The following is a 17,372-nucleotide window of genomic DNA, read 5'->3' as shown; positions in this document are numbered from 1 at the left end:
GATTCGATATGTAGAACTCATTAACGGTTGGGGTAACAAGTTATGTGAGCAAATCGAATTACTTGAAAGTACCTCGATCAATTCAAGTATAGAAAATTAATTGTAAAATAAATGTTACAATGAAGGCCTGTATTTCCCTTATCCTCATGAAGTTTTTTGACAAGATAACTCTGTGTTACGTTTTGTTTACAAAATCCACGTGTTTTTCTGATTTAATAATTTGATGGTCTTTTATTCCCTTAACGTAAAAGTTAGTACAAGTTAGATAGAAAAGGACGTCAATAAAATCACAGAGGAAAAAACAATGACTCAGGAATATAACCCACTAGGAACCGATGGATTTGAATTTGTCGAATACACAGCCGCAACAGAAGAGGGTATTGGACAACTAAAAGACTTGTTTGTTTCTTTGGGGTTTACAGAGATTGCTAAGCATCGCTCGAAACAAGCATGGCTATATCGCCAAGGAGACATCAGTTTCATTGTTAATGCTCAACCACATAGCCAAGCCGAAGAATTTGCCAAAGTTCATGGCCCGTCAGTCTGTGGTATGGCATTTCGTGTAAAAGACGCCTCTATTGCTCTTAAGCACGCACTTGACAACGGCGCAGAGGAATTTAAAACCGAAATTGGGCCTATGGAGCTGAGTATTCCCGCTGTCTATGGTATCGGACAAAGCTTACTGTACTTTGTTGATCGCTATGGGAAGAAGAGTATCTATGATGTTGATTTCAACTTTTATGATGATGCCGACGATCGCTTGAAAAAAGCGGACGTGGGTATGTTTGAAATTGATCACCTCACTCATAACGTTAAGCAAGGCAATATGGATACTTGGGCCGGTTTCTATGAACGTATCGGTAACTTCCGTGAAATTCGTTACTTTGACATTGAAGGCAAACTAACAGGTTTAGTCAGTCGAGCCATGACCGCACCTTGTGGCAAAATTCGAATTCCTATCAATGAATCTTCTGATGACAAATCGCAAATTGAAGAGTTTATTCGTGAATATAATGGTGAAGGTATTCAACATATTGCAATGTCAACAGACGATATTTACCAAACGGTGCAGACACTGCGTGACCGAGGCATGGATTTTATGCCAACCCCAGATACTTACTATGAGAAGGTGAACTCTCGAGTTGAAGGTCACACTGAAGATGTTGATAAGCTTAAGGAACTACAAATCCTAATTGATGGTGCACCTATGAAAGATGGGATCTTACTACAAATATTTACTCAAACTGTGATAGGGCCAGTCTTCTTTGAAATCATTCAGCGTAAAGGGAATGAAGGATTTGGTGAAGGCAACTTCAAGGCACTGTTTGAATCAATTGAAGAAGATCAAATTCGCCGAGGAGTGTTGAGCGATGCATAAGTGGATTACATTCCCTCACCGGGAGGGAGTGTGCTCGAAGCAGGCGCATGCAGATTTTCCGCAAGAGGCTATTTATGAGCGTGAAACAGGCCGAAGTGGTTTCTTCGGACCTGCCTCACATTTTCATCATCAACATGCTCCAACGGGTTGGATTGAGTGGGAAGGTGATTTGCGCCCAAGAGCGTTTAACTTCAATTTGGTAGAAAAAGCGGCGCAAATTTCGCCGTGGGCTGTACCAGACCTACTGTTCAATAACGATTGTAAGATTCGCACTTGGCGTCTTGAAGAAAAGATGGACTTTCTGGTGCGAAACGCTGATGGTGATGAACTGCTTTTTATTCATCAGGGTAAAGCGGATTTGTACAGTGATTATGGCCATCTGACGGTTGGTGAAGGCGATTATGTTGTCATCCCGCGTTCGACTAACTGGCGGATTGAACCTTTAGAACCTTTGTTCATTTTGATGGTTGAAAACACTGATGCTGCATACTCACTGCCAGAGAAAGGTATGGTAGGTAATCATGCGGTCTTTGATCCTGCAGTGTTAGAAGTACCATCAATCAATCAGCAGTTTAAGGATCAATATTCCGAACAAGAAACACAGGTTCAAGTCAAAAGGCATGGTCAGGTGAGCGTGATCACTTATCCGTTTAATCCTCTTGACGCTGTTGGTTGGCATGGTGATTTGGCAGTAGTGAAACTGAACTGGCGTGATATCAGACCATTAATGTCACATCGATATCATTTGCCGCCTTCTGCACATACAACGTTTGTTGGTGCAGGTTTTGTTGTCTGTACCTTCGTCCCTCGCCCAATAGAAAGTGATCCTGGTGCTCTGAAAGTACCTTTCTACCATAATAATGATGATTATGATGAAGTCCTTTTCTATCACGCGGGTGACTTTTTCAGCCGAGATAACATAGAAGCAGGTATGGTGACATTCCATCCGGCAGGTTTCACTCACGGCCCTCATCCAAAAGCATTTCAAGCAGGCAGAGAGTACAAGAAAAAGTTCACTGACGAAGTGGCTGTAATGATAGATACTCGCCATGCACTGAGCTTTAGTGATGAAGCGCAATCGGTTGAGAATCAGGAATACGTGTACAGCTGGAAATCACACCCTAATAAATAACAAAGAGAATTATAATGAAGTTAGCCACCCTAAAAAATGGAACTCGTGACGGCCAGCTGGTGGTCGTAAGCAAAGATCTTAGTGTTTGTTCGGCAGTCAAAGATATTGCACCCACGCTGCAATTTGCGCTCGATCAGTGGGCTAAAGTTGAGTCACAGTTGAATGAAGTTTACCTTGCCTTGAATGAAGGGCGTGTTGCTGACTCAATGCCTTTTAACCAAGAAGCTTGTGAGTCACCATTACCGCGTGCCTATCAATGGGCCGATGGCAGTGCCTACGTCAATCATGTCGAACTAGTACGCAAAGCGCGCGGCGCAGAAATGCCGCCAAGCTTTTGGACGGATGCGCTGATGTACCAAGGTGGTTCCGATGCCTTTATCGGTCCTCATGATGATATTCCGGTTGGAAGTGAAGAGTGGGGAATCGATTTCGAAGGCGAAGTTGCGGTGATCACCGATGATGTACCCATGGGCGCAAGTCTTAAGCAAGCGGCTAATTCAATTCGCCTTATCATGTTGGTCAATGATGTCTCTTTACGTGGTTTAATTCCTAATGAATTGGCTAAAGGGTTTGGATTCTTTCAATCAAAGCCTTCGTCAGTCTTCTCTCCAGTTGCAGTGACGCCTGATGAATTAGGTGAAGCATGGGATGGAGGCAAAGTTAACTTACCTTTACTTTCCTATTACAATGATGAGCCATTTGGCTGCCCTAACGCTGGCGTGGATATGACCTTTGAGTTTCCGCAGCTAGTCGCGCACGCAGCCAAAACTCGACCTCTTTCCGCTGGTGCGATTGTAGGATCGGGTACGGTATCGAATAAGCAAGGCACTGAATTTGGTACTTCAATCCAAGAAGGTGGAGTAGGATATTCATGTATTGCAGAAGTACGTATGATAGAAACCATTCGCGATAGTAAGCCTTCTACGCAGTTTATGAAGTTTGGCGATACCATCAAAATAGAAATGAAAAACAAAGCAGGTGATTCCATTTTTGGCGCTATCGACCAGACAGTGGTGAAGTACTAATGTCTAATATCACGCTTTATGGCTATTGGCGTTCATCAGCGGCCTATCGAGTTCGAATCGCATTAAATTACAAAGGGCTTGCGTATCAACAAAAGTCCATTCATTTAGTCAAAAATGGCGGCGAGCAGCATGCGAGTGATTTTAAGTCTTTAAATCCAAGCCAGCTTGTTCCCGTCTTAATTGATGGTGATATACAACTTAATCAGTCTCTAGCGATCATCGATTACCTTGATGAAACGTATCCAACAGCTTTATTGACTCCGTTGGATAAACAGAAGCGCTACCTAGTTAAGGCTATGGCTCAGGATATTGCAGTCGATATTCATCCATTAAATAACCTCAGAGTATTACAATACTTGACGGCAGAATTGTCGCTGGAAGAATCTTGCAAGTCCGATTGGTACAAACACTGGATCCTACTCGGATTCGAAGGTTTAGAGCAAAAACTGGCTAAAAGCAGAGGAACGTATTGTGTGGGCAATGAAGTGAGTTTGGTTGATATTTGTTTGATTCCACAAGTATATAATGCCGAGCGCTTTGATGTTGACCTGACTGGATTTCCAATAATAAGAGAAGTTTCTGCTGCATTAAGAGAGCTATCCGCATTCATTGATGCTGCGCCAGAAAATCAGCCTGATGCTGTTATTGGATGAAGGCTGATTTGTAGCAAACGTCTTCTTGCCATAACATGATTAGCTAGCCATCTTTCACTATCTTGATAGGTGGCTGCCCATCTACACTTTACGTCCTGCACTAAAGCTATACCTGGCGACTTAGGTGATTTTCTCTATGAGCTGAAATTTTTGGGTTTTAATGCAACCAATGAGCACCTTACGCTTTGTACGATATTTTCAGCCGTATTACCTATGATTACCCCTTCTATTCCAGTACGTGCCAATGTGCCCATAACCAGAATATCAACCTCTTTTTCTTCAACACATGCTGGAATTTCATCATCTGGAGCACCATGAAGTCGATGAGTAGTGATATCACCTCCAATACCAGAATCATCGATTAATGCTTGTAATGCGACTGAATGTTGCTGCTTAGCTGACGTTATATGATTATCCAGCTCTTCTTCCGAAGGTTTAAACCATACATTATCTTTTAAGTAGCTTTCTAAAACATATTCCCAGCAAGAAACAATGTGAAGCTGGCCATCACAATTGTCGGTAATTGTGCGACCCAGTCTAAGAAGATCAATGGAAAGCCTACGCTCTTCTTCTGTTGTTGCATTTGCATCAATAGCTACGGCAACTCTTTGCTGATCAGTAGGTTTATTGGTTGGACGATTTAGCCATACTGGGCATGGACATTTACGCAATAAGTTCATATCAATAGCACGCAAGCCCAAACTATTATTTTTGCCAGTTTCTGCCTCTTTGATGACCAAATCAATCTTGTGTTTTTCGACATAACGAATGGCTTCAACATCCGGCTTTTCGGCCACAATCAGCTCGACTGCAATATCCATATCGTTTATGGATAGCAATAAGCTACTTTGGATTTGACTTTGCAATGATTCAATCAGCGAACCTTCATAATGTTCTCGATATTCGTGCATATCATCAGGAAGGTGCGGGCAAACGACAAGGCCTGTCAATTTAGCTTGGTTCCTATTGGCAATGTGGATGGACTGAGCAAGAGGCTCGTTATGATCCATCACACCTTTGGTTAAGAACAGTAGATTGTTGAACTTTTCCATATCCACCTCCGTCTCGTTTAAGTTTTACCGCTCCAGGACCAAATTGCCATTTTTAAAAACAATATTATTAATATTAGGATGGTTCTATCCTATGAAACCATAAGTTGGATATTCAATATTGGAAACACTATGAAGAGTTGCAACATGATAGTTATGAGAAACGCTATATTGCTCAAACTACAATATAGCGCTGATTTTTATGAAGTAAGTTCAATTGCCTTGTTTTCATTTTTCTCATGACTTATTGCTTGCTCATAGCAATACGAAGACAACATGCCCCAAGCAATTACATTGACTATAAATGCTTTGATAAGATTCATTGGATTGAGAGGGATGGCTTGAAAAACAAAAAACGTACATAGACTTGCTGCAACGCCAACTAAGATACCTCTAATGTGCCATCTTTGCGTATTAAACCAAGGCGTACAGTACAACAATGCCCACAAGCTGCCCCAAAAGACTTGTTTATAAACAAAAAGGTGATCCGGTGACGCTAGTCCTTGCAAGGGATTAATAAGGTAGATTGCTAGTGCATTGGCTAGGCTTCCGATAAAACCAGCTCCTAGCGCGATAATGATGTTCTTGGTCATAGTTCTTGTTCTCCCTAATTAAATAAATTGTCATCGCGACCACAGTTTTCGGCTCATACAAGTCACCAAGTAGACGGTGACTAATACCTCGAACTCAAATACAAGAATTAAGGTAAGAGGGAACAAGATAATTCGTTTTTAATTTCATATAGTTATATAAATGCCACGAAAACTTGATGAGCATCTAATTTTTGGTCTAATTAAATGGGTAAGAGATATAGACTTGCAGTAAATTTGGTCCTTATAAATCATTTGCCATCTAGCTTTGTATTAATCGCTCGATGAAAATTACCATTTTTGAGGTAATGAAATTGGTTCAAATATACGGCGCTGAAGAAACTAAAGCGTTCTGTTGCAATTGTAAAGAAGTGACGTCTCACAAGTACTATGGTTTTTCTGAGCCTGAACAAAGTATGGAAACAGAAGTTAAAGGATTCTTTTCTGGATTATTCGCCAGAATAGCCAACATCTTAATGTCGGGTGAGCCAACAGGTGATTATAAATGTAAGTTGTGCGGAACGAACTTGCACACCCCCGATTATCTAGATTGAAGGTGACCAAGATATATTTAAAAATTAGCAACAAATTCTATTTATTACCGTTAGGAATCATAATATGTCACAGCATTTAGCCGTTATTCGCTGGGTACGAGATGAAGACGAGACATTTACAGATAATCAATATAATCGGGCGCACATTTGGGAATTTGATGGTGGACTATCGATACCAGCATCTCCGTCCCCACATGTTGTGCCATTACCATTATCTAATGAATCTAACCTTGACCCCGAAGAAGCATTTGTTGCAGCTTTATCTAGCTGTCATATCTTAACCTTTTTGTCGATTGCAGCTAAACGTAAGTATGTGATCGATAGCTATACGGATGAAGCGATTGGCATGCTTGGCAAAAATAGTGAGGGTCGGGAAGCCATAACTAAGGTCGTTTTGCGCCCACATATAGTGTTTTCCGGTGATAAAATTCCCACCAATGAACAACTGACAAAAATGCACCATATATCTCATGAAAACTGCTTTATTGCCAATTCAGTAAACACTGAAGTGGTAACCGAAGTTGTGAACTGATAAAACTCGGCGCCAATAACTGGTTTTCCTGGCGCACCTCTGTCCTCCATTGCCCTACTAACTAGCCACTGATAAGGCCATAAGATTGATCATGTCACTTTAAATCTAATTATTTGTGATTAAAATCTAGCCATTGCACTTATTCCTGACTATTTTGTTAATGTTGATATGAGCTATATCTCATATTAGGCGATTCATATCAACTCGAACGTCAGTAGTAAGATTTAATGCAAACAACAAGGAAAGAGCGCAATGAAAATTACTCTCTGCTCTGGCTTGGTGATCTGCGCTGTTGCTGTTTCTGCAAATACTTATGCCGAACCAAAGAACGAAGTCGTAAACCAATTAGCACTGGGGTGCTACTCCATCCAATCGCCTCACAATGGAACTTTTCTAACCAAGTATGATAAAGGAGGACCTGTAAATGATGGTCTGAGTTATCGGTTTGAGGCTGTCCCAATAGCTGAGGCAGAGCGGTTTTACATGAAACCGACATCATTTACGAATTATTTTTTGACCGATAGAGAAGGGCGATTTCTTGCCAGCCATTTGCCGTCGCAGATAAGCGCAGGACAATATGTTGGAAGTTTTGCTGAGTGGAGTGTCTCATCAACTGAAGTTGCAAATGAACAGCGGTTTGGATTGTATAATAAAGCTTTGAATATGGGACTAAGGCACAATTGGCAAGATGGAGACCTCTATTTCTTCGACTTACTGAACCCAAGACATAAAACCAGCGAAAGAGAGTTTTTGCTGGTTGAGCAAACGGGTTGTAAAGCCTTTCCTGAAGTTGAGGTCAATGTTACTGGCGACCGAACTGCCCTAGCCGGAGATGTTAATAAACCGATTAGAGGGTATGTGGATCCTCACACCCATGTTACATCATATGAATTTATGGGTGGCAAAATGATGCATGGCAAGCCGTTTCATCTATGGGGAGTGGAAGAAGCTTTAAAAGACAGCGCTGAAGCGCATGGCCCTGATGGATCGCTTGACATTATTGGTAACTTACTGGCTTTCAATGATATTACGCATAGATACGATACCCGAGGTTGGCCTGATTTCCCTTTTTGGCCGAACCATAAAGAAATGAGCCATATGGGATACTACTACAAGTGGATCGAACGGGCGTATTTATCTGGTCTTAGGTTAATGGTCAGTCATTTAGTGGAAAATGAAGTGCTTTGCCATATTCAATCGACAGTAAATCCTGGTTCTTGGATAAATCCAAACAGTTGTAACACTATGGACAGCATACGCTTACAGATCCAAAGACTCAATCAGATGCAGGACTATATAGATGCTCAATCAGGTGGGGTTGGCAAGGGCTTTTTTCGTCTGGTGACTTCACCCAGTGAAGCTCGCCAAGTGATTGCAGACGGAAAGATGGCGGTGCTGATGGGTGTTGAAGCGTCTGAAACTTTTAACTGTGGCAAGAAGGATATATGTAATCTCGAGACTATCGAAGCTGGGCTTAATGAGCTTTATGACTTGGGAGTAAGAATCGTCTACCCCACTCACAAGTTTGACAATCAATTGGCGGGCTCTCGGGTTGAACATGAGTTTATCAATATTGGCCAACTACTATCGACAGGTTACTTTTTTGAAACTAAAGAATGCGATGCTCAAACTGGAACGGACAAACAGTTTTACCCAGGTTTCCCTTTAATCGGCCAACTTCCTTTCATCAAACCCATTCTCGATGCAGCTGGTTTAAACCCTCAATATGATGAGACCATTTTGCATTGTAACCAGCATGGCTTAAGCACACTTGGTGAATATTTAGTTAATCGAATGATAGATAAAAAAATGCTGATTGAAATGGACCATATGAGCCCAGACACAGCCACGGCTGTGATGGATATTGTCGAGCAGAGGCAATACAGTGGGGTCATTTCATCTCACAGCTGGATGAATACATCAAGAGGTGACGGACTTCATCCTAACACCAAGCGTTTGATTCATGCTGGTGGCTTTGTTGGACCCTACAATGGTGACGCTTATCAAATGCAAATTATGGTATCTAGGTATCTTGATGAGTTAGAAAAGACGCCTTACTTAGCTGGAGTTGGTGTTGGCACAGATATGAATGGCTTAGGCACTCAGCCGGGACCTAGGTTTGATGTATCCACTAATCCTCTCAATTATCCTTACGTGTCGGAATTTGGATTAGTGTTTGACAAGCAAGTTTCAGGAAATCGGGTATTTGATTTTAATCAGGAAGGAATGGCTCATTACGGTATGCTGGCCGATCACATTCAAGATATGCGAGAGCAAGGATCTGCTCGAGTATACGAGGCGGTTATGAACTCGGCAGAAGCTTATATACAGATGTGGGAGAGGTCAGAAGTGAATAACAGCGAGCCTCATATAGAAGCTGTTAAAGTTAACACGTCTGCACAGCCTCTATTGAGTTCGACATCCACAAAACAAGCCATTTATTAAAGCCTAACCTGCAAGCGTACATACTATTTGGTATGTACGCGTTCCAATCTCTACCATTATTATGCTTTATTTAACTTGATGAACGAGCGTCTTTTTCTTGCTGCTGGATCTCAGCTGCATTAAATTGGCGAACATCTAATTTAGCAATGTCGTTACACTCTTCACAAGAGTGATGGCAAAGCCCATCTATATATTCATGTTTGGTGACCATACTGAGCTTTTTGCACCAATCGCAAACACCTTCAATAGTAAACATCCTTCACCCCTAAACCTATTCTGCGGTGTTATTTTTGGCGCGAATTATTACACGGCCAATAAATTAAAGTTAACTATTTGTTATGTGAATTGCGAAAGGAATCGATTACGTAACGTCATGAATTGACTAGAAGAGGTTGGGGCTTGTCACCTTTGAAGTGGGGCATTAACGTGGTGAAGGATGATTTTAAGTGCGCCATTCAGCCTCTTCATCTCTTCATCACTCCCTTTTAAGTCTGGATGATAAATCTTACACAACTGCTTGTAGCGAATCTTGATATTCTTTTCACTGGGAATGGAATTAATCTTAAACCCAAACAGTGCGCAGGCGAGTGATAGCTTTTGATCTTTTTCCGGAGCTGTAGGATTGAGTCTCGCCTTAGCTTGCTGCGAAGCGGAAGAGGACTGAATCTTTTTGAATTGTCTGTAGAGGGTTTCTAATTGCTTCTTTTGCTGCCTAAGCTGATGGTTTCTCTCTGCTAGCTTTGTTTGTAATTCACGTTTTTCGTAATCTAAGTCTATTTCTAGGGCGCTTGATTGAGTCGAAAAGTTACGTAGCTTTAAGTGGTACCAGATGATTACCATTAAAAGGATCAGGGAAAAACCCAATAGCGCATAGATTAAGCTGTCATTATTGACCGATGAACCTAATACTTTTTTAGCAATAGGATCAATCTTAAGGCTGAGATCGTCGAACTGAATCTCTAATTGCTCTATTGATGATATTTGCTTGGCTCTCTGAGCATTAAATTTCTTTTCCAGCACTCCCGAGTAGGCTTCATCCGCCTTTTCATTGCCAGCAGATGCGGTTCGATACCACACTTCAGCTAAATCTAGTGTCTTGGGTAGTTGAGGCAAGCTTTCATAGACTTTACCCAAATTAATTTGCGCATCTGTACTGCCTTCAAGAGCTAAACGGGTCAACCAGTAGATGGCTTCTTGGACATCACGTTTTGACGCTCCGTCTTCAAGATACAGAGAAGCTAACCGAGCGGCTGCTTGTGAGCTACCATTGTTGGCGGCTTGTTCAAACCAATATAACGCATCGACACGTGAGGTAGGCGAAGAGGTAGTGAGATATTGCTCAGCAAGGAGAATTTGAGCCTCAACGTCGTTGTTCTGCGCTTTAGCTGTTAAAGCGTCGATGGATTCTGCCATACAAAAAGAGCAGAACAGAAGCAGTGAAAGGCTAACAAATTTCAATGTATTCCTTTACGAAATAAGCAGAATGACCTGACCTATAGTGTAATGTATTTATTGGGTAATGAGAAAGGTACAGTAGTAAGTCAGGTCAATACGTTTTATTTAAGCGGAAGAATTTTAATTTCTACACGACGATTACAAGCTCGACCTTCGGTGGTAGTGTTAGTGCAGATAGGGAAGCGTTCTCCGTTGCCGCGTGCGATGGCACGGCCGGAGGCTACGCCTTGTGAAATTAGGTAGGAACGCACAGATTCTGCTCTCTTTTCAGATAGTACTTGGTTGCTAGTATCGTTACCTGTGCTATCGGTATGCCCCTCAATAACGAGGCTTGTGTCAGGGTACTCAACCAATATTTTGGCGACACCTTGCAGGGTTTTGTGAATGCTAGTGTCGAGGTTGTATGCACTACTTTGAAATCCAATACCATTTTCCATGCGCAGAAGAAGCTGGTTCTCACCAACACGCTCTACTTGTACGCCGGAATTGAGTAGTGATTTTCTTAAAGCGGCTTCCTGCTGATCAAAATAATAGCCCACACCACCACCTATGGCAGCACCACCTGCTGCACCTATTAATGCATGCTGACGGCGTTCGGTAGCGTCATCCCCTGTCGCAAGACCGACAGCCACGCCTGCTATTGCACCTAGTAAGGCGCCCTTGGTTGCAGAGTTGGTCTCACTATCACCTGTTGTTGCATTTTCACGTTGGGTTGCTTGGCAACCGGAAAGAAGAGTTGTTACCACCACTGCTAAAGCTAATTTATTCACAAAAAATCTCCATGTAGAATCATTGATTGAATGCGCCCACACTCGACAGTGTGAGCAAAGCAATTAATGCTCTAGATGATATTTGTGTCAATTATATATGTATCAATTTACTGAATATTTGCTTACTTCAAACATAAGTGGATGAAATTTAACCACCTCGTACTGATTACTGGGAATGTTTTCGTAACATTTTGGGTGCTTGCGCGCCGTCGATAGGTCTGCTTACTGATACAGAGCGACCTTTTTTCAAGCCGACCTCATAGTCTTCGGTTAGGTTTTTCATGGCTTCCTTCAACTGTTTCTTGAAGGTTTCGCGATCTATGTTTTTAAACTCTTTGTCTATGTAATCGTCGATTTTTTTGCAAGAGTCTTCATCAGGGTTGATCATCGGCAGCTTTTCGAGTGCCCCTTCGACCCACCCAGAGATAAATGAGTTCACGCGGCGGGTTACTTCGGTGTTAGAGGTCCCTGTTCCCGCAAAGCTGTTACGAAATTTTCCAGTCTGTTCGTTAAGCTCTCGATAAACGATATCAAATGCGAAGGCTGCAAAGATAGCGCGGTCTGCTTCGCCAATAAACTCAGCTCTTTTCAATCCTTTATGGTTTGTAAGCACTGCCTCAACGCCAAATTTTGTGTTAATTCCGCGAATAATACGCAATAAGGTAGAGCTGATATTGGAGGGGAGCAGGTGTGTCGATTGAGTTTTACCCATTTTGATGAATTCAATATCATCTTTGTCTAAGCCATATTTAAGCATCAGACGATGTGCCATTTTTATTGCATTGGCAGCTTCGTTAACATTGGCAGAGTTACCAAGTTCAAGACATTTAGCGATCTTTTTTAGGGCTTTTTGTTTATCCATCGACAACAGAAAATCTCACCGTTTCTAAAGAAGTCGGGTATTTTAACTCTTCTGACATTAAAACGGAACTCTTGAAGCAAGAATCTTAATGAAGGTGCATAATTAAGACAAACAAAAGCCGCTCAGTATGAGCGGCTGTAGATATAGTGTGTGAGAACCTAAATACCAAGGTCATCCATTAAATCAGAAGCTTGTGTATTTGATTTTTCTTTACCTTCTTTTTCTTCCCTCACATCCAAGAGTGCCTGTTCCAAGATAGCGTCAGGGCTTTCCTCTTCATGTGATTCGAACTCTTCAAGCTGAATAAACTCTGTCTTGTCCATGGCAAGTTCAAGATAGAAAATATTGCCTGTTTCGGTGGAAAACGTTACTCGTCTCGCTTGTGGGCGATCAAGGTTTGTATCAACTGACAGAATGACTTGTTTATTTAGCGTAAGCATTTTGGGTTGGTTTTGAGTAATGTGCGTCTGGAGGTCTTTACGTATTTGGTTGGTGAAGCCTCCAACTATCTGGTTCATCAACTCACCGAGAACATCTGCCACTTCGTCTGAGGTGTGTAATGTAGCTAATTCTTCTTCTGGCATGCCCATATGGCGCATATAATTCGTATACAGTTCTAATGCAGCTTTTGAAGTGAAATTGATGACAACCAAACCGGAGAAACCACCATCAAACAGAACAAAGCAGCCGAAATCAGGCTTTAAACCTGTTTTAGTGATTTTTTGCACCATGGCAGAGTAATGGATATCTGAATTACTCGCTTCGCTCAATATGGTTGATACGGATTGGCAAAGTTTTAAAAGAATATCTTCTGTAGTGATGATTTGATTTTTTTTCATTGATGGCTCTCTTATAAAAGACATGTGCTAACTAATCCATAATGACTAAGTGTGGATAAGAAATTAGATAAGCGCCATTTTCAAATCGTATTTATGTTTTATTCGCCGTTTCAAATGTTGTAAAGTGACGAAAATCAAAAAATATTATCCGTTTATTAGGACCCTTTACTGTTAGGAATAGTGAAGTAGGGGCAGGAAGCAAATGTTACCAAGATTACACTCACAGTCTGATGTTGATCCGATTGTACTCGGTTTTCTCAAAGACCTCAAAAATGAGGGTTTTGAAGGCGACATCGAAAGTCAATATTCTAGCCGTTTGGCGGTCGCCACTGATAACAGCGTATATCAACAGCTCCCTCAGGCTGTTGTGCATCCTAAATCGACTCGAGACGTCGTTTTATTGAGCAGGCTCAGCACACAAGAAAATTATGAGCGGATTACTTTCTCGCCTCGTGGCGGTGGAACTGGGACGAATGGTCAGTCTTTGACTCAAGGAATCGTTGTTGACCTTTCTCGCCATATGAACAAGGTACTTGAAATTAATCAAGAGGAGGGCTGGGTAAGAGTTCAGACTGGAGTTGTTAAAGATCAACTAAATGATGCCATAAGGCCTTATGGGTATTTTTTCTCACCGGATCTTTCAACCAGCAACCGAGCAACGATTGGCGGCATGATCAATACCGATGCGTCTGGACAAGGCTCGTTAAAATATGGAAAAACGTCAGATCATGTTTTGTCCGTCCAGGCGGTCTTTGCAGATGGTTCGTTGCTCGAATCCGATATGTCTGGTGGTAGACCGAATGAAGAAGGTTTGGCTCATCGTGCCTTGCAAGTCACCGAAAAAGTATGTCGTGAAAAGCGAGACCAAATCAAAGCAAAATTCCCACCACTTAACCGTTTTTTAACCGGATACGATTTAAATAATGCCATTAACGAGCAAACTGGCGAGTTTGATATCACCCGAGTTCTCTGTGGTGCTGAGGGGTCTTTAGCATTTCTCACTGAAGCCAAACTCAATCTCACCCCGATCCCTAAAGTAAGAGTTTTGGTGAATGTTAAGTACAACAGTTTTGATTCGGCACTGCGTAATGCACCTTTTATGGTTAAAGCAAGCGCATTATCGGTAGAAACTATAGACTCCAACGTGTTGAATTTAGCCAAACAAGACATTGTATGGCACACGGTAAGTGATTTATTGACCGATGTCCCTGGTAAAGATATGCAAGGGATTAACATGGTGGAGTATGCTGGTCATGATGTTGAGGAAGTTGATCGCCAACTCAAGGCTTTGACCGAAAAGCTCGACAACATGATTGCCAGTGAAGAAGCTGGGATCATAGGTTATCAAGTCTGTCGAGACTTATCGAGTATCGGACGGATATACAACATGAGAAAGAAAGCCGTAGGTTTACTCGGCGCTGCTAAAGGGCGTGCTAAACCAGTGGCTTTTGCTGAAGACACTTGTGTACCTCCCGAAAACTTAGCCGATTTTATTTCTGACTTTCGTCAATTACTTGATTCTAAATCACTGTCTTATGGCATGTTTGGTCATGTTGATGCAGGAGTTTTACATGTACGTCCAGCTTTGGACCTGTGTGATCCTAAGCAAGAAGTGCTCATGCATGAAATTTCTGATCAGGTAGTTAAGCTCGTCTCAAAATACGGTGGTTTGATGTGGGGAGAGCACGGTAAAGGCTATCGCTCTGAATATGGTCCCGAGTTTTTTGGCGACGAGTTATTTACGGAATTAAGGCGAGTGAAAGCCGCTTTTGATCCACATAATAAAATGAATCCAGGTAAGATTTGCACACCTCTTGATAGCCAAGCTGAATTGGTCAAAGTGGCAGGGCTTAAACGGGGTTATTACGATCGTCAGATCGATGTAAAGGTTCGTGACAGTTTTAAACAAGCGATGGAATGTAATGGCAACGGGCTTTGTTTTAACTATGATACGTCCTCGCCCATGTGCCCTTCAATGAAAGTGACGGCCGACAGACGCCACTCACCAAAAGGGCGAGCTGGCCTTGTGAGGGAATGGTTAAGGCAGCTCACCGAGCAGGGTATCGATATTCTTGATCTCGAGAAGAAAACGCTTGCTGATACGGTGTCGATAAAGTCTATGATTGAGCGAGTAAAAAATTCTCTTACCAAGCATAGAAACTATGATTTCTCGCATGAAGTGCTCGAAGCTATGAATGGTTGCTTAGCTTGTAAAGCGTGCGCCAGCCAATGTCCGATTAAAGTTGATGTACCAAGCTTTCGCTCTCGATTTCTGAATATTTATTACTCGCGATATCAACGCCCCGCAAAAGACTATCTTGTTGCTAATATTGAGTCTCTACTGCCGTTAATGGCAAAGACACCGAAGCTTATAAACGGTGTTTTGGGTCAGAATTGGGTGCAGAAATTGACTACTTCTGTGGTCGGCTACACAGATCTTCCTCTGATGTCTGTACCGACACTTAATGCAAGAATGAGCATCTATAAAAGATTTAATTTGGACGAAATGACACGCCTATCTGCTGATGATAAGGCTAATCATGTGGTTATTGTCCAAGATCCGTTCACCAGCTATTACGATGCGGATGTCGTCGAAGACTTTGCAAAACTGCTTATTAAACTCGGAAAAACACCCGTGTTACTGCCATTTAAGCCTAATGGCAAAGCTCAACACGTTAAGGGCTTTTTGAAGCGATTTGCTCACACAGCAGAAACTACAGCGAACTTTTTGCGACAAGTAGCTAATTGCAACCTATCCATGGTTGGTGTTGACCCCGCACTTGTCCTTTGTTACAGAGATGAATACAACGAAGTCTTGGGAGAAAAACGAGGGGATTTCGAAGTGCTCAATGTTCACGAGTGGCTAGAACCGAGACTCGACGAGTTTGAAGTTGCTGCTTCGAAATTTATGGAACCTTGGTATTTGTTTTCTCATTGTACTGAGAAGACAAAAATGCCCAATGCTGAAAAAGAATGGGGTAGGATATTCACTCATTTTGGGGCAAGTCTAAACACTGTCCCCGTGGGTTGTTGTGGTATGGCTGGAACCTTTGGCCATGAGGTCGACAAACTTGAAATGTCGCGGGATATCTATGGCTTAAGTTGGAAACCCCAGATAGAGCAGTTGCCTAAAGATCGATGCCTTGTTACGGGCTATTCTTGTCGAACCCAAGTTAAGCGGTTTGATAGCACCAAAATGCAGCACCCATTGCAAGCATTACTAAAGATTGTTTGAATGATCTGGCTCAGCACACTGTGCTGGGCTATTTTTTATTTAAGTCAGTCAGGTTGGTATGGGATATGAAAAGTCTTGAAAGAAAGCTTCCTCCACCACTTGTTTTTATCATCTTGTGTTTAGCGATTAAGTTTACCAGCGAAGAATTTAATACCCTGTCTGTTAATTTGCCGTTCGCTCACATCGTATTGATAGCATGTCTTGTCGTATCGGTGCTTGTTGGTTTTGCGGGTGTTTATGAGTTTAGAAAAGCGAAGACAACTATTAATCCTATTCAGGTAAAGCAAGCGTCAAAGGTAGTCGATACAGGTGTATTTTCGTTTACTAGAAATCCAATGTACTTAAGTATGTTCGTTTTGCTGTTTGGTTTTGCTTACTGGCAGCAAAATATCTTAAGTATGTTGATTACATTTACTTTTGTATTCTACATTAATAGATTTCAAATTTTGCCGGAAGAAGCGGCTTTAGAGGAGTTATTTGGAGCAACCTATGTGGATTATAAGCAGCGTGTTAGGCGTTGGATATAAAAGAAAAGCCCCACATGTTTGTAGTAATGCCGTTCGGATAAGTATTAACACTTATATCTAAATGGATATTTGGCCCGAACAAAGAGGACTGAACGTGGAAACGTTCGGTCCTTTCTTTTATCTGGCAAAATGAAATGGCTGATGCTCTCTCGCATTTGTTTGAGCCTGACAGGTAAAGTGCCATCGGGGCTGAGCGCTAGCCATCGCAACTGGGCATCTATCAAATTTATTGCTGCTGTGAAGCTAACCCGAGTTGGGCTTACATTGGCATCTTCGGCAATATGAATCATTTCTAAACGTACTAAATTATAGGCAAGCAAAATAAT

16 protein-coding genes and 1 pseudogene are annotated in these 17,372 nt (G+C 41.9%); 9 read left to right on the top strand and 8 right to left on the bottom strand.

The window, feature by feature from the left end; all coding sequences use genetic code 11:
* The first annotated feature begins 304 nt into the window (after positions 1-304).
* Genes hppD through maiA form a run of 4 tightly spaced genes read left to right on the top strand, consistent with a single transcriptional unit; the run spans position 305 to position 4,188 of the window.
* A complete protein-coding gene (gene hppD, locus DPF90_RS06210; RefSeq protein ID WP_114785468.1) occupies positions 305-1,378 on the top strand; it encodes a 4-hydroxyphenylpyruvate dioxygenase in 1,074 nt (357 codons plus the stop codon).
* Positions 1,371-2,510 (top strand): homogentisate 1,2-dioxygenase, encoded by a 1,140-nt coding sequence (locus DPF90_RS06205; protein WP_114785467.1) that lies wholly within the window; start codon positions 1,371-1,373, stop codon positions 2,508-2,510. The genes hppD and DPF90_RS06205 overlap by 8 nt, the downstream gene beginning before the upstream one ends.
* Before the next feature lie 14 nt (positions 2,511-2,524).
* Positions 2,525-3,535: a fumarylacetoacetate hydrolase family protein gene (locus DPF90_RS06200; protein WP_114785466.1), complete on the top strand. Its 1,011-nt coding sequence runs from the start codon at positions 2,525-2,527 to the stop codon at positions 3,533-3,535.
* Positions 3,535-4,188, top strand: a complete 654-nt coding sequence (maiA, locus tag DPF90_RS06195) for a maleylacetoacetate isomerase (RefSeq protein ID WP_114785465.1) — start codon at positions 3,535-3,537, stop codon at positions 4,186-4,188. Before DPF90_RS06200 ends, maiA begins: the two co-directional genes overlap by 1 nt.
* Before the next feature lie 134 nt (positions 4,189-4,322).
* On the opposite strand, the gene DPF90_RS06190 is transcribed toward maiA, so the two are convergent.
* Entirely contained in the window at positions 4,323-5,240 is a 918-nt protein-coding gene (locus DPF90_RS06190; RefSeq protein ID WP_114785464.1) for a universal stress protein, read from the bottom strand.
* A 197-nt stretch (positions 5,241-5,437) separates the two neighbouring features.
* Positions 5,438-5,830, bottom strand: a complete 393-nt coding sequence (locus tag DPF90_RS06185) for a hypothetical protein (protein ID WP_114785463.1) — start codon at positions 5,828-5,830, stop codon at positions 5,438-5,440.
* A 320-nt stretch (positions 5,831-6,150) separates the two neighbouring features.
* On the opposite strand from DPF90_RS06185, the gene DPF90_RS06180 reads away from it, so the two are divergent.
* The 3 genes from DPF90_RS06180 to DPF90_RS06170 all read left to right on the top strand — a co-directional run bounded on the left by DPF90_RS06180 (position 6,151) and on the right by DPF90_RS06170 (position 9,358).
* Positions 6,151-6,381, top strand: coding sequence for a hypothetical protein (locus DPF90_RS06180; RefSeq protein WP_205395172.1), 231 nt, complete (start codon positions 6,151-6,153; stop codon positions 6,379-6,381).
* 64 nt (positions 6,382-6,445) lie between these two features.
* The gene (locus tag DPF90_RS06175) at positions 6,446-6,913 is read left to right on the top strand and encodes an OsmC family protein (protein ID WP_114785462.1); all 468 of its coding nucleotides are present in this window, start codon (positions 6,446-6,448) and stop codon (positions 6,911-6,913) included.
* Between the two features lie 252 nt (positions 6,914-7,165).
* The gene (locus DPF90_RS06170; protein ID WP_114785461.1) at positions 7,166-9,358 is read left to right on the top strand and encodes a membrane dipeptidase; all 2,193 of its coding nucleotides are present in this window, start codon (positions 7,166-7,168) and stop codon (positions 9,356-9,358) included.
* Between the two features lie 70 nt (positions 9,359-9,428).
* Here the strand turns inward: DPF90_RS06170 and DPF90_RS06165 are convergent, their stop codons facing one another.
* The 5 genes from DPF90_RS06165 to DPF90_RS06145 all read right to left on the bottom strand — a co-directional run bounded on the left by DPF90_RS06165 (position 9,429) and on the right by DPF90_RS06145 (position 13,284).
* Positions 9,429-9,614, bottom strand: coding sequence for a hypothetical protein (locus DPF90_RS06165; protein WP_114785460.1), 186 nt, complete (start codon positions 9,612-9,614; stop codon positions 9,429-9,431).
* 146 nt (positions 9,615-9,760) lie between these two features.
* The gene (locus tag DPF90_RS06160) at positions 9,761-10,816 is read right to left on the bottom strand and encodes a tetratricopeptide repeat protein (protein ID WP_114785459.1); all 1,056 of its coding nucleotides are present in this window, start codon (positions 10,814-10,816) and stop codon (positions 9,761-9,763) included.
* A 98-nt stretch (positions 10,817-10,914) separates the two neighbouring features.
* Positions 10,915-11,583, bottom strand: coding sequence for a YiaD family glycine zipper/OmpA-like lipoprotein (locus tag DPF90_RS06155; RefSeq protein ID WP_114785458.1), 669 nt, complete (start codon positions 11,581-11,583; stop codon positions 10,915-10,917).
* A gap of 166 nt (positions 11,584-11,749) precedes the next feature.
* Entirely contained in the window at positions 11,750-12,445 is a 696-nt protein-coding gene (locus DPF90_RS06150) for a DUF2786 domain-containing protein (protein ID WP_114785457.1), read from the bottom strand.
* A gap of 158 nt (positions 12,446-12,603) precedes the next feature.
* Positions 12,604-13,284, bottom strand: a complete 681-nt coding sequence (locus DPF90_RS06145; RefSeq protein ID WP_114785456.1) for a DUF3334 family protein — start codon at positions 13,282-13,284, stop codon at positions 12,604-12,606.
* Between the two features lie 202 nt (positions 13,285-13,486).
* Between DPF90_RS06145 and ydiJ the strand changes: the two genes are divergently transcribed.
* Both ydiJ and DPF90_RS06135 read left to right on the top strand, forming a co-directional pair.
* Positions 13,487-16,519, top strand: coding sequence for a D-2-hydroxyglutarate dehydrogenase YdiJ (gene ydiJ / locus DPF90_RS06140; protein WP_114785455.1), 3,033 nt, complete (start codon positions 13,487-13,489; stop codon positions 16,517-16,519).
* Positions 16,520-16,584: 65 nt separating this feature from the next.
* Complete coding sequence (locus DPF90_RS06135; protein WP_114785634.1) at positions 16,585-17,046, top strand: methyltransferase family protein; 462 nt, start codon at positions 16,585-16,587, stop codon at positions 17,044-17,046.
* Positions 17,047-17,090: 44 nt separating this feature from the next.
* Here DPF90_RS06135 and DPF90_RS06130 read toward each other — a convergent pair.
* Positions 17,091-17,372: pseudogene (locus DPF90_RS06130) on the bottom strand (IS4 family transposase); the annotation flags it as partial.

The sequence above is a fragment of the Vibrio tetraodonis genome (assembly GCF_003350295.1).
In the GTDB taxonomy this organism is placed as follows: Bacteria; Pseudomonadota; Gammaproteobacteria; order Enterobacterales; family Vibrionaceae; genus Vibrio; species Vibrio tetraodonis.
Note: the sequence above shows the minus strand (reverse complement) of the source record. Positions and strands in the feature narration are given on the sequence as shown.

Coding starts and splice junctions, on each gene's coding strand:
- hppD (WP_114785468.1), top strand. CDS start 305: ATGACTCAGGAATATAACCCACTAGGAACCGATGGATTTGAATTTGTC.
- DPF90_RS06205 (WP_114785467.1), top strand. CDS start 1,371: ATGCATAAGTGGATTACATTCCCTCACCGGGAGGGAGTGTGCTCGAAG.
- DPF90_RS06200 (WP_114785466.1), top strand. CDS start 2,525: ATGAAGTTAGCCACCCTAAAAAATGGAACTCGTGACGGCCAGCTGGTG.
- maiA (WP_114785465.1), top strand. CDS start 3,535: ATGTCTAATATCACGCTTTATGGCTATTGGCGTTCATCAGCGGCCTAT.
- DPF90_RS06190 (WP_114785464.1), bottom strand. CDS start 5,240: ATGGAAAAGTTCAACAATCTACTGTTCTTAACCAAAGGTGTGATGGAT.
- DPF90_RS06185 (WP_114785463.1), bottom strand. CDS start 5,830: ATGACCAAGAACATCATTATCGCGCTAGGAGCTGGTTTTATCGGAAGC.
- DPF90_RS06175 (WP_114785462.1), top strand. CDS start 6,446: ATGTCACAGCATTTAGCCGTTATTCGCTGGGTACGAGATGAAGACGAG.
- DPF90_RS06170 (WP_114785461.1), top strand. CDS start 7,166: ATGAAAATTACTCTCTGCTCTGGCTTGGTGATCTGCGCTGTTGCTGTT.
- DPF90_RS06165 (WP_114785460.1), bottom strand. CDS start 9,614: ATGTTTACTATTGAAGGTGTTTGCGATTGGTGCAAAAAGCTCAGTATG.
- DPF90_RS06150 (WP_114785457.1), bottom strand. CDS start 12,445: ATGGATAAACAAAAAGCCCTAAAAAAGATCGCTAAATGTCTTGAACTT.
- DPF90_RS06145 (WP_114785456.1), bottom strand. CDS start 13,284: ATGAAAAAAAATCAAATCATCACTACAGAAGATATTCTTTTAAAACTT.
- ydiJ (WP_114785455.1), top strand. CDS start 13,487: ATGTTACCAAGATTACACTCACAGTCTGATGTTGATCCGATTGTACTC.
- DPF90_RS06135 (WP_114785634.1), top strand. CDS start 16,585: ATGAAAAGTCTTGAAAGAAAGCTTCCTCCACCACTTGTTTTTATCATC.